The sequence below is a fragment of the Brinjal little leaf phytoplasma genome (assembly GCF_978563805.1).
In genome coordinates this window covers 1-12,420 of sequence record NZ_CEAFKD010000003.1, presented here as the reverse complement: position 1 = coordinate 12,420, position 12,420 = coordinate 1, and the positions used below count along the sequence as shown (strand labels likewise).

The window sequence follows — 12,420 nt, the reverse complement described above, 5'->3', positions numbered from 1 at the left end:
GTATTAAGAAAAATGGTTAATGATAATAAAGTTTCCGATGCTATAGTTATTGCTGCATTACCTAACGCAACTTTTAAATTAAAACTCCCTGATGATAGAGTTATTATTGCTCATATTTCTGGTAAAATAAGAACTCGTAGAATAAATATATTAGTAGGTGATAAAGTACAAGTAGATTATAAAGGTCGTATTATTTATCGTTTAAAAAAGGAGAGCACTCAATGAAGGTTAGAGCTTCTGTTAAAAAAATTAGTCCTGATGATATTATTGTACGTCGTAAAAAAAGGGTTTATGTTATAAATAAAAAAAAACGTCGTCATAATCAAAGACAAGGTTAAAAGTAAAGGAGTTGTGTTTTGAAGAATGGCCAAAATGTTAAAAACATTTCCTAGTAATAAAAGAATACTTATTGTTTTAAGAAATAATTTTTATGGTATCGGACTTTCCACTGCCAAGAAAATATTGAATAAATTAAATATTGAGGAAAATGTTAGAATTGGTGAATTGAATGAAAATCAATTATCTATTATTAGAAACGAATGTAATAAATTGAATATAGAAGGTAATCTTAGAAGAGAGATTGCTTTAAATATTAAAAGATTAAAAGAAATAAGATGTGATAGAGGCATTCATCATTGGAGAGGTTTACCTGTTAGAGGTCAAAAAACTCGAAATAATGCTAAAACAGCTAAAAAAAGTCGTAAAAAAGTTATTGCAGGAGATAAAAAATTCAATAAAGGGGCGGGCAGAACAGTTTAATTATGTCTCAAAAAAATATTTCAAATGTTAAGAAAAAAAGAAGAACTAAATTAAAAAAAAATAAAATAAATGTTCCTGTGGGAATAGCTCATATTAAAGCTACTTTCAATAATACTATTATAACTATTACAGATTTAGCAGGCAATGCTGTTTCTTGGTGTAGTGGTGGTTTAGTAGGTTATAAAAATAGTAAAAAATCTACTTCATATGTTGCTCAACAAGTGGCTAAAAAAGTTTCTTCTTTAGCAAAAGAAAAAGGAATGAAACAGATTGAAGTTTTTGTAAAAGGTCCTGGAGTAGGAAGAGAAACTTCTATTCGTTCTTTACAAGAATCTGGTTTAGAAATTACTGCTATTAGAGATGTTACACCTATACCACATAATGGTTGTAGACCGCCTAAACGTCCTCGTGGATAATAACTAACTTATAAAAAAAGGATTATTATAATGAAAAAATTAAAATTTATAAAACCTAATTTTCTAATTAAACAAGAAGAATCAGATTTATCTTTCGGGAAGTTTGTTATTCAACCTTTAGAAAGAGGTTTAGGACTTACAATAGGTAATTCTTTAAGAAGAATTTTATTATCTTCTTTACCAGGGGCTGCTATTGTAAATGTTAAAATTGAAGGTGTAGATCACGAATTTAGTGTTATACCAGGAATTTATGAAGATGTTATGTCTATTATTTTAAATTTAAAAAAAGTTGTTATTAGAGTTAATTCAGAAGAAGAAGATTTTGAAGAAAAATTAAAAATAGATGTCGTTGGTGAAAAAGTAGTAACAGCTGCTGATTTTCAATCTGTTACAGGCGTTGAAATTTTTAATAAAGATCAAACAATAGCTACTTTATCTAAAGGTATTCCTTTTAAAATGGAAGTTACTATTAAAAAAGGTATTGGTTATGTATCTGCCGATAACAATAAGAGTTATATTAAAAATCAATTCGGAGTTATTGCAATTGATTCTTTATATAGTCCAGTTGTAAAAGTAGCTTATAATGTAGAACAAAAAATACATAATAAAGAAGAATTAGTTATAGCAATTGAAACAAATAAATCTATTTCTCCTAAAGAAGCTTTATCTACAGCATCTAAAATTTTAATTGATCATTTTAATATTTTAACTGATTTGAATCCACAAGTTCACAATAAAAATTTTATTTATGAACCTAAAATAGAAAGTTATAATCACGCTTTAAATTTAAAAATCGATCAATTAGAGATATCAGTAAGATTATTTAATAGTTTGAAAAAATCAGGTATTAATACAGTTCAAGAATTAGTTAAACAAAACGAAAAAGATATTTGTAAATTAAATAGTTTAGGTAAAAAATCTTTTGAAGAATTAAAACAAAAAATGAAAGAATTAGATTTGCATTTTCAAGATAGCAATAATTAGATTTTTCTATTTTTTTTAAATATCATAATAATGATTTTTTTTATTAATAAAAACTTTTTGAATTTATTTATGTAAATTTATTTAAATAAATTTTTTTGAATTTTATTTTTTTTAGAATTCTTTATTTATAATAGAAAAAAATTTATAACTTTTTTATAAATAAAGAATTAAATAAAAGCATTTATAATAATTAAAAAAAGGTGTAAATATATATAGTGATATTATGGCTTATAGTAAATTAAGATGTGATTCATCTCATAGAAAATCTTTATTAAAAAATTTAGTTGCTAGTTTAATTATAAATGAACATATATTTACTACTGAATCTAGGGCTAAAGAAATCAGAAAAGTAATTGATAAATTAATTACATTAAGTAAAAAAAATACTTTAAGTTCTAAAAGATTAGCTTCAACTTTTTTATTTAATAAAAGAATTGATTCAAATACAACGGTTTTAAAAAAATTATTCCAAGATATATCTCCTAAATATAAGGATAGAATAAGCGGTTATACAAGAATTATTAAAAGTGAATGCCGTAGAGGCGATTCAGCTCCGATGGCTTTTATTTTATTTGTTTAATGTTTTAATAATGTTTTTTTCATTATATTTACAATATTTTGTTATATATTAATTAAAAAAATATTAAAAATTAAAACAAAAATGATTAAATAGGAATTATTCAAATGATAATTGTTAAAAATTTAAATTTTAATTATAAAGATAAAAAAATTTTAAACAATTTGAATTTTGAAATTACTAAAGGAACATGGGTTTCCTTAATCGGAGATAATGGCTCAGGCAAAACTACTTTAGCTAAACTTTTAATTGGCTTATTAAGACCTAATACAGGTCAAATTTTTATTAATAATGAAGAATCTACAGAAGATAATTTATTAGAATTACGTTCTTCGATGGGCATTGTTTTTCAAAATCCTGATTATCAATTTGTAGGTTTCGATGTTGAAAATGATATTGCTTTCGGTTTAGAAAATAAATTGTTACCTCGAGAACAAATTCGCACAAAAATTGATGAATATGCTAGTATGTTGGATATTCAGCATTTATTACATAAAAAACCTCAAGAATTATCTGGAGGACAAAAACAAAAAGTAGCAATAACTTCTGTTTTAGCTATGGAACCAGATATTATTATTTTTGATGAACCTACATCTTTTTTAGACCCTCAAAGTTCCAAAGAAATCTACGATATTATTCAAAATATTCATAAACAAAAAAATAAAATTTTGATTACTATAACTCATGATTTGTCTTTTGCTTTTCGAAGTGATAAAATTATGGCGTTAGATAAATGTTGTTTATGGAAATATGATAAAATTTCAAATTTATTGAAAGATTTTTCTTTTTTAAAAAAATATTTTAATTATTTACCTTTAGGAATGAAGATTTATTATGAATTGCAAAAAGATAAAGATTTATTTAAAATAAATCCAAAAAAATTACAAGAATTAAAGGATTGTTTGTGGCAATACAATTTAAAAATGTAACTTTTTATTATAATAAAAAAGAAAAACCAGCTTTAAACGATATTAATTTAAATATAGAATCTAAAGATGATTTTATAGCTATAATAGGAAAAATAGGGTCAGGAAAATCTACTTTAGTTCAATTAATGAATGGTTTATTGTTGCCTTCAAAAGGATATTTAGATATTTTCGGAGAGATAATAGATAAAAGAGTATTACCACAAAATTTAATTTCTTTGAAAAAAAAAATAGGATTGGTTTTTCAATTTCCAGAAAATCAGATTTTTGAAAACACTATTTTAAAAGATGTTATGTTTGGGCCTAAAAATTTTAATAAAACTGATGCAGAAGCAAAAGAGCAAGCTATAAAAGCTTTAAAACAAGTAGGAATAACTCAAGATTTATTTGAAAAGTCTCCTTTTAAATTATCTGGAGGACAACAAAGAAAAGTTGCGATTGCTGGTGTTTTAGCTTTAGAACCATCTATTTTAATTTTAGACGAACCTACTAGAGGGTTGGATGTTTGTAGTAAAAAAGATATTATGAATTTTTTAAAAAAAACAAATCAAAAAAAACGCAATACTATTATCTTTATTACTCATGATATGGATTTAATAGCTGAATATGCTAATAAAATTATTTTATTGGATAAAGGTAAAATTATTTTTTTCGGCCCAAAAGAAGATTTTTTTCAAAATCATAATTTATCACAATTTGGTTTATCTGAACCGCAAACTTTTCAACTTTTAAAATTTTTAAATCATGAATTAGGTATTCCTTTTGAATATAAATTTTCTTATGAAGATTTATTAAAATATCTTAAACAAAATTTATAATAAAGGTTATAATTTTTTTATGGAAATGATTAATAAAAAAAATGATAAATATGAATCTACTTTAAAAAGAAAATCTTTTATATATAAAATTAATCCTTCTATAAAAATTATTTTATTTATTTTTATTTTTAAAATTATTTTTAGTTTAAATTTAGATTTAAATTCTGAATTAACATCTTATAAAATATTGTTTTATATTTGTTATTTTATATTTTTTCTTTTTATTTTTTATTTATTATCAAATATTGTTTCTAATTGTTTTAGAATATTAATAAGACAAATTTTGAGTTTAAAATTTTTTGTTTTTTTAAGTTTTTTTTTTAATGTGTCTAGTAATAATCCTAAAACAGAAAATTTTTTTTCTTTTTCTATTTTTCCTAATAATTTGAGTTTATTTTTATTTCTTATTTTATTTTTATATTTTGTATCTTTTTTGCTTTTTACAAATAGAGTTTATAAAAATATTTATTTTATTTTTATATTTATATTTTTTTGTTTATTACCTTCTGTTTTACATAAAGATCAAGAATTTTTTTTGAAATTATATTACAATAAAAAACTTCTTTTAAATATTTTTTTTATTTTTGTTCGTGTTTGTTTATTTTTTATGGTTAATTTTTTAATTAGCAAAACAACTTCTTTCGTCGAAATAAAAGATGGTTTAGAACTACTTTTAAAACCTTTTAAAATAATTAAATTTCCTGTTGAAATGTTTTCTCTTATGATATCTTTAATTTTTTTGTCTATGCCTTTTTTGATAGAAGAAAGTCAAAAAATTATAAAAGCTCAGTTATCTAGAGGCCTTAATTTTTATACTAAAAATATTTTGAAAAAAATTTTATATTTAGTTTCAATATTAATTCCTATTCTTATTTTAACTTTTAAAAAATCTTTTGCTTTGGCTAACGCAATGGAAACTAGAGGATATGTTTTAGGCAAACCCAAAACTAAATTTAATGTTTATAAAATAAAAAGAAATGATATTTTTATATTTTTTTTATTTTTGTCTTTTTTTATATTTAGTTTTTATGCTTAAAAAAAATATTATTTTTGAATTTATGAGAAAATAATAATGAAGAGGTTTTTTTATTTGAAAAAATTTACTTATAAATTAATCTTGAGTTATGATGGGACTAATTATCATGGTTATCAAAAACAGATTAATGTGATAACAATTCAATCAGTCCTAGAATATTTTTTATTTAAAATTACTAAACAGAAAATTTTAACTATAGCGGCTAGTCGTACTGATAAAGGGGTTCATGCTGAAGGACAAACTCTTCATTTTAATACTTATTTTTGGATTGAACCCGATTATTTAAAAAAAGCTTTAAACAAAGTAATGCCTAAGGATATTAAAGTGTTAAACATTGAGTTTAAAAAGTCTCTTTTTCATGCTCGTTATGATGCAAAATCTAAAATTTATAAATATGTTTTTTCAAAAAAACAATTAAATCCTTTTAATTATCGTTTTCAAGTATATATTGAAAATATTGATTTTTCTCTTATTGTTGAAGCTCTTTTTTTATTAGAAGGCGAAAAAGATTTTGCTTTATTCACTAGTAATAAAGATTCTAAAAAAAATACAGTTAAATTAATTTATAAAGTTTTTTACGAAGAAAATGAAAATAATTTTATTTTATTTTTTCATGGAAAAGGATTTTTGAAACAAATGATTCTTTTTTTAGTAGGTTTTTTGATTTTTATAGGTCAAAGAAAAAAAAATTTAAAAGATTTATTGAATATGTTTAAAATTCAAAATAATAAAAAATTCTCTTTTGTAGCTCCGGCTAATGGTCTTTGTTTAACAAAAATTTTTTATTAAAAAAAGGAAAATGATAATGTTTATTTCTTTCGAAGGATGCGAAGGCACAGGAAAAACAACTTTATCTCATTTTTTATTTAAAAAAATGAGTAAAAAATATTCAGTTCTTTTAACCAAAGAACCAGGCGGATGTTTGTTTAATATTGAAATTAGAAAAATTTTAATGCAATATTATAAAAAAATTGATTTTTATACAGAAGCTTTATTATATGCAGCTGATAGAACGGAACATTTAAAACAAGTTATTATTCCTGCGTTAAAAGAAAATAAAATTGTTATTTGTGATCGTTATCTTGATTCATCTATGGCTTATCAAGGGTATGCTAGAAAACTAGGCATAGATTTTATTCAACAAATTAATTTTTTAGCTATGCAATATTTACCCAAAATAACTTTTTATTTAGATTTAGATCCAATGATTGGAATTAAAAGATTAAAAACTAAAAGACAAAATAAAATAGAATATTTTGATTTGCAACCTAATAATTTTCATGAAGAAGTTAGAAAAGGCTATTTAGAACTTTGTAATCAATATCCTGATAGAATTTATAAAATAGATGCTGCTCTTCCTTGGGATAAAATTCAAAAAATTATTGAGCATAAAATTGATCAAATTATTGAAAAAAAATATGCAAGATAAAAACAATTTATTACAGAAATTTAAAATTATTATTAAAAATAAAAAATTAACTCATCTTTATTTAATAGAAAGCAATAATGATGAAGATAAAAAAACTTTTATGTTTGAATTGGTATATGATTTTTTAAAAAACCAAAATTCTTCTGGATTTTTAAACAAAGAACATATACAAACTTTTTCTTATCCTAATTTTTATTATTTAGATGCTAATGACACGAATATAACAAAAGAACAAATTTTAGAAATGAAATTGTATTTTAGTAAAACTTCTTTGGTACAAGAAAGAAAAGTTTATGTGATAGATGGCATAGAAAATATATCTTATAAAGCATCTAATAGTTTGCTTTATTTTTTAGAAAATCCTATTAACGAAAATAATTTAGGTATTTTATTTACAAGGGATCATTATGTTGTCCTTCCTACTATTTTATCTCGGGCTCAGTTTTTTTCTTTAGATGATGAATATAATTATGATTTAGTTGCGAAAAAAGATCTAAATGAATTAGATAAAACTTTTATTTCAATTTTACAAAAAAATCGTAAAATAGAAATAGATAATTATTTTTATGATTTAAAAGATTTTTTTTTATTTTTTTTAAATACTTTGGCTGAAAAAACAGTAGTTTCTCAATTATATTTTCATATTCGTTTTTTGATTCAAAATAAATATTTTGTTAATGATTTTTTATGTCTTTTGATAAGTTTTTTTTTAGATTTATATTATAAAAAAAATAATTTTGTTTATATTTGGCCTAATTTTTTATTAGATCATTTGTTTTATAATAAATTATCTATGCAATCAACTTTAGATATTTTAAATTTTTTAATTCAAATAGAACAAGATCAAAATATTTTAGAACATCGTTTTTGTTTTATATTTTTATTAATTAAAATAGAGAAAAAAGTAGAATCTTATAAGGAAGTTTGATTTTAAATATATGGTGATTATTCAAAAAACTTTTTTTGAAAAGAAAAATCTTTTATATTTAGTAGCAACACCTATAGGAAATATGTCAGATTTGAGTTTTAGAGCTTTAGAAATTTTAAAAACGGTTGATTATATTTTATCCGAAGATACTAGAATAGCTTCTAAAATATTAAATTTTTATAATTTTAAAAATAGATTGATTTCTTTGCATAAATATAATGAAAAAGAACGGATTCAAAAAGTTTTATTTTTATTAAAAGAACAAAAAAATTTAGCTTTGATCAGTAATGCTGGTACTCCTTTGATAAGCGATCCAGGTTTATTTTTGGTTCAAGAAGTAAAAAAAGCTGGTTTTAATGTAACTATTGTGCCAGGTCCATCTGCTTTTTTATCTGCTTTTGTTCTTTCTTCTTTTGAGGCTCCTTTTATTTTTTTAGGTTTTTTGCCTAAAAAAAAAGAAATGAAAAAAAAATTTTTATTAAAATATCGTTTTTTTGAAGGTTCTTTAATTTTATATGAATCATCTAAAAGAATAAAAGATACTTTAACCTTGATTCATGATTGTTATGGTAACAGAAATATTTCTCTTTCTAGAGAATTAACTAAAAAATTTGAAACTATTATTGACGGTTCTTTATGTGAAATTGTAAAAGAAGAATTATGTTTAAAAGGTGAATATGTTTTAGTGATAGAAACTAATAAACAAAATCATTTATATGAAGATGTAACTTTAGAAGAGCATGTTTCTTTTTTCTTAGAACAAGGTTATAGCGAAAAAGAATCTTTAATTCAAGTCTCTAAAGCGCGTAAAATATCTAAAAAAATAATTTATAATAAAATTAAAGTTCAAAAAAATTAAAAAAGGTTGCGTAAAGTTGAATGAATGCATTATCTAAGAAAAAAAATTTTTATATCGCGACTTCTATTGTTTATGCTTCTGATATTCCTCATATCGGTAATATTTATGAAATGATTTTAGCTGATGTAGTAGCAAGATTTAAAAAATTAGAAGGTTATAATGTTTATTTTCAAACAGGTTCAGATGAACATGGACAAAAAATAGAAAAAAAAGCATTACAAAAAAAATTAAAGACGCAAGATTATGTTGATCAAATTTCTGATCAAATTAAAGCTATTTATAAAAAAATGAATATTGAATATGATTTTTTTATTAAAACAAGTGATCCATTACATAAAAAAAGAGTTCAAAATATTGTTCAAAAACTTTTAAAAAAAGGTGATATTTATTTAGGTGTATATGAAGGTTGGTATTCTGTTAATGAAGAAAGTTATATTTCAGAAAAAGATTTAATTGATGGTAAAACAGTTAATGGCGAAATACCTATTTGGACTAAAGAAGAAGTTTATTTTTTTAAATTATTTAAATATCAAGATCAATTATTAAAATATTTAAATGATGATCCTCATTTAATTTTACCTTCACATATTAAAAAAGAAATTTTAAATCTTTTAAAAGAACCTCTTGCTGATTTATCTATTTCTAGAACTTCTTTTAAATGGGGCATTGATTTAACTTTCGATCCAAAACATGTAGTTTATGTTTGGATAGACGCTTTAAGTAATTATATTACAGGTTTAAATTATCCTTTTTTGAATAATTACTCAAGCTATAAATTTAAAGAATTTTGGCCTTGTAGTCTTCATGTCATAGGCAAAGATATTAGTAGATTTCATTTGATTTATTATCCTATTTTATTAATGGCTTTAGATTTACCTTTGCCGAAAAAATTTTTAATTCACCCTTGGATTTTATTTAATGATAAAAAAATGTCTAAGTCTTTAAATAATGTTTTATATGTAGATGATTTATTAAAAATTTTTTCTGTAGATGCTATTCGTTATTTTGTTTTACATGAAATCCCTTATAATTCTGATGGTGTTTTAACTTATGATCTTTTATTTCAAAGATATAATACTGATTTAGTTAATACTATAGGTAATTTATTGAGTCGTACTTTAGGTATGATAGTTAAATATAAAAACGGTAAATTAAGAAAAAATTTAAATCCTGTTAAAGAATTCAAAGTTATTGATTTATCTAAAGAAGCTTTTCAAACTTTGTTATCTGTTCGCCGTTTTATGGAATTATATAAAATAGGAGATTCTTTAGAATGTATATTAAAATTATCTCGTTTATGCAATAAATATATTGATTTAACACAACCATGGAATTTAAACAAAGATAAAGATAATTTAGATAAATTAGATTTTGTTTTATATAATTTAGTAGAAACAATACGTTTTATAGGTGTTTTATTAAAACCTTTTTTACCAGAAACATCTAAAAATATTTTAAAACAAATTAAATCTGAATCAAATACTTTTGAAAGTTTACAAAATTTTGGCATTACTAAAGATAAAGAAATCAAATTAGAAACAAAATTATTTCAACGTTTAAACCCAGAAGACTTTATTTAATTTTTAATTGATTTGTAAAAAATATTTTTTTATTTTTCATAATATAAAAGGATTCTTTGAAATAAAGAATCCTTTTTGTTTATTTTATTTTTTTGTACGAAGCAAAAAATTTTAAAAAAAATATTTAGGATAATATTTATTTTTTTTTTTGGGAGTATAATAAGCAATCCAATTTTTATTTTGATTTAAAACAATAAAAGGTTTTTGAGTTATAATTTGTCTTTCATCTAATACAATCCCATTTTTAACTAATTTAATTAAGTAATCATTTAAAATAATTTTTTGTTCTTTTCTAAAAAGCATTTTAATGTCTATTAAATGTTTGATGTCAATTGAATCAATGTTATGAGCATATTTAATATTATAAGGTCCTACTTTAATTCTATTTAAAGTTTTTAATGAGCCATATGTATTCATTTTAGAGGCGATATCCCTGATTAAACTTCTTATATAAGTGCCTTTAGAGACTTTAGTTTCGAAATGGATTGAATCATTTACTAAAGCAGAAGTTATTTTTAAATTTTTAATATTAACTTCTCTAGGCGGAATATCTATTTGAATATTTTTTCTTGCTAAATCATACATTTTATTCCCTTTGATTTTGATGGCTGAAAACATGGGTGGTGTTTGCAAATATTTTTTTTTATTAAAGAAAGCAAAATTTTTTTTGATTTGTTCTAAACATAAAATATTTTCTTTTGTATAAATTAATTTACCTGTTATATCTAAAGTATCAAAATGTTTATTAAAAATCATACTACCTTGATATGTTTTATCTAAGTTTTCGAATAAAAAAGATAATTTAGTAGCTTTGTTTATTAAAATAATTAATAATCCTTCAGCTAATGGATCTAAAATTCCAGTATGACCGACTTTCATAAAATTAAATTTTTTTTTCATTTTATGAACTACATCATGGGATGTCATTCCTTTTTCTTTATTAATTAAAAAAAAACCTGTTATAACTGCCATATTAAAATTATATCTTTCTGTTGGGTTGATGAAATTATGAAAAGTTGTTTGTAGAAATTATTATTTTATTTATCTTTTTTTATATTATCCATAATATAAAAATTTAGAGATAACTAATTATAATTATAAACAATAAAAGTTTATTCGAATTTATTTAGCTATTAATTTTATATTATATTTTTTCTACTTAAAAAAAGTTACTTTCTTTTTTTATTTTTTTAGAGATAAATGATGATATTTTTAATTTATGGAACTTTCCTTTGCTGATGGGGGTTTCTATGCACATCCCTATATCTATAAGGGATATTTTTTCGTTGTAAAGAAAAATTATTATAATTTATTATTTTAAAGTAAAAATAAAACAGTGAATATTTTAAAATTTTGAGCATAATAAAATAAATTACTTTAATTAAAAAACAATTTTAATTTAATTAATGAAAACGAAAAAAATTAATAGAAAAGAAATGTTAATTTTGTCAATTTAACATTTCAAAATTGAAAGTGTATTAATGATTTTATTTAATAAAACATTTTATTTTCACTAAATATTATATTTTTTTTGTATATAAATTTTAATATATACAAAAAAATAAAGCTATAAAGCTTTATTTTTTTATTTAATTTCATTCGATCTTATTAATTTCATCATACCAATCTTTAAATAATTTTAAATCTTCTTCGTTTTCAGTTGTCATTTTTTTTTATTTATTAATTTGTCAAACATTTTTTCTACAATCTTTATATTTTGGGAAATAATTTTTTCTGATTCTAAAGTATATTGTCTAAATTCTTGGAAAGAGCAATTATTATGATTTTGTTGTAATATTTCTCTTACTTGTTTAAAATCGTCACAACATCCTTTAGCAATTTGACTTTTATTGGGGATTTCATAAAATAGCATTTCTGATGCCTGAAGCGTTACTTAAAAACGGTACAATTGGTAATCCACATTTTTATTTAAAAAAATATAATTTTTAATTTATTTATATCTTTTTAAACAAAACGTTTTTTATAGTTTGTAAACTTATCATAACATAAAAAAACATTATGTCAAGTTAAATTTAAAAGTTTTTTATTTTTTTTAAAATTTAACTAAACAAAGAAAAAAGAAAAAAAGAAAAGAACCAAAAGAAAAA

The 12,420-nt window shown here is 21.6% G+C and carries 16 protein-coding genes; 14 read left to right on the top strand and 2 right to left on the bottom strand.

Features of this window, described 5'->3' with window-relative positions; genetic code table 11:
• Positions 1–12 precede the first annotated feature (12 nt).
• From ACTCUI_RS00965 to metG, 14 genes are all read left to right on the top strand, one after another.
• Positions 13–225 carry a S1 domain-containing protein gene (locus ACTCUI_RS00965; RefSeq protein WP_463430909.1) on the top strand — a complete coding sequence of 71 codons (213 nt, stop codon included), beginning with the start codon at positions 13–15 and terminating at the stop codon, positions 223–225.
• Entirely contained in the window at positions 222–338 is a 117-nt protein-coding gene (gene rpmJ / locus ACTCUI_RS00960; RefSeq protein WP_273585182.1) for a 50S ribosomal protein L36, read from the top strand. The genes ACTCUI_RS00965 and rpmJ overlap by 4 nt, the downstream gene beginning before the upstream one ends.
• A 25-nt stretch (positions 339–363) precedes the next feature.
• The gene (gene rpsM, locus ACTCUI_RS00955; RefSeq protein ID WP_463430906.1) at positions 364–759 is read left to right on the top strand and encodes a 30S ribosomal protein S13; all 396 of its coding nucleotides are present in this window, start codon (positions 364–366) and stop codon (positions 757–759) included.
• Positions 760–761: 2 nt separating this feature from the next.
• Positions 762–1,175 carry a 30S ribosomal protein S11 gene (gene rpsK, locus ACTCUI_RS00950; RefSeq protein ID WP_463430904.1) on the top strand — a complete coding sequence of 138 codons (414 nt, stop codon included), beginning with the start codon at positions 762–764 and terminating at the stop codon, positions 1,173–1,175.
• A gap of 30 nt (positions 1,176–1,205) precedes the next feature.
• A complete protein-coding gene (locus tag ACTCUI_RS00945; RefSeq protein WP_463430902.1) occupies positions 1,206–2,159 on the top strand; it encodes a DNA-directed RNA polymerase subunit alpha in 954 nt (317 codons plus the stop codon).
• Between the two features lie 223 nt (positions 2,160–2,382).
• A complete protein-coding gene (gene rplQ, locus ACTCUI_RS00940) occupies positions 2,383–2,739 on the top strand; it encodes a 50S ribosomal protein L17 (RefSeq protein WP_463430900.1) in 357 nt (118 codons plus the stop codon).
• Positions 2,740–2,843: 104 nt separating this feature from the next.
• Complete coding sequence (locus ACTCUI_RS00935) at positions 2,844–3,665, top strand: energy-coupling factor transporter ATPase (RefSeq protein WP_463430898.1); 822 nt, start codon at positions 2,844–2,846, stop codon at positions 3,663–3,665.
• Positions 3,641–4,480: an ATP-binding cassette domain-containing protein gene (locus ACTCUI_RS00930; protein WP_463430896.1), complete on the top strand. Its 840-nt coding sequence runs from the start codon at positions 3,641–3,643 to the stop codon at positions 4,478–4,480. The genes ACTCUI_RS00935 and ACTCUI_RS00930 overlap by 25 nt, the downstream gene beginning before the upstream one ends.
• A 19-nt stretch (positions 4,481–4,499) precedes the next feature.
• Positions 4,500–5,516 carry an energy-coupling factor transporter transmembrane component T gene (locus ACTCUI_RS00925; RefSeq protein ID WP_463430894.1) on the top strand — a complete coding sequence of 339 codons (1,017 nt, stop codon included), beginning with the start codon at positions 4,500–4,502 and terminating at the stop codon, positions 5,514–5,516.
• 54 nt (positions 5,517–5,570) lie between these two features.
• The gene (gene truA, locus ACTCUI_RS00920; protein WP_463430892.1) at positions 5,571–6,305 is read left to right on the top strand and encodes a tRNA pseudouridine(38-40) synthase TruA; all 735 of its coding nucleotides are present in this window, start codon (positions 5,571–5,573) and stop codon (positions 6,303–6,305) included.
• Between the two features lie 16 nt (positions 6,306–6,321).
• Entirely contained in the window at positions 6,322–6,945 is a 624-nt protein-coding gene (gene tmk / locus ACTCUI_RS00915; RefSeq protein ID WP_463430890.1) for a dTMP kinase, read from the top strand.
• A complete protein-coding gene (locus ACTCUI_RS00910; RefSeq protein WP_463430888.1) occupies positions 6,935–7,873 on the top strand; it encodes a hypothetical protein in 939 nt (312 codons plus the stop codon). The genes tmk and ACTCUI_RS00910 overlap by 11 nt, the downstream gene beginning before the upstream one ends.
• Positions 7,874–7,883: 10 nt before the next feature.
• Positions 7,884–8,732, top strand: a complete 849-nt coding sequence (gene rsmI, locus ACTCUI_RS00905; RefSeq protein WP_463430886.1) for a 16S rRNA (cytidine(1402)-2'-O)-methyltransferase — start codon at positions 7,884–7,886, stop codon at positions 8,730–8,732.
• Between the two features lie 20 nt (positions 8,733–8,752).
• Entirely contained in the window at positions 8,753–10,312 is a 1,560-nt protein-coding gene (metG, locus tag ACTCUI_RS00900; RefSeq protein WP_463430884.1) for a methionine--tRNA ligase, read from the top strand.
• A 111-nt stretch (positions 10,313–10,423) separates the two neighbouring features.
• On the opposite strand, the gene truB is transcribed toward metG, so the two are convergent.
• Both truB and ACTCUI_RS00890 read right to left on the bottom strand, forming a co-directional pair.
• Positions 10,424–11,275, bottom strand: coding sequence for a tRNA pseudouridine(55) synthase TruB (gene truB, locus ACTCUI_RS00895; RefSeq protein WP_463431037.1), 852 nt, complete (start codon positions 11,273–11,275; stop codon positions 10,424–10,426).
• A gap of 700 nt (positions 11,276–11,975) precedes the next feature.
• Positions 11,976–12,185: a hypothetical protein gene (locus tag ACTCUI_RS00890; RefSeq protein ID WP_463430882.1), complete on the bottom strand. Its 210-nt coding sequence runs from the start codon at positions 12,183–12,185 to the stop codon at positions 11,976–11,978.
• Positions 12,186–12,420: the final 235 nt, after the last annotated feature.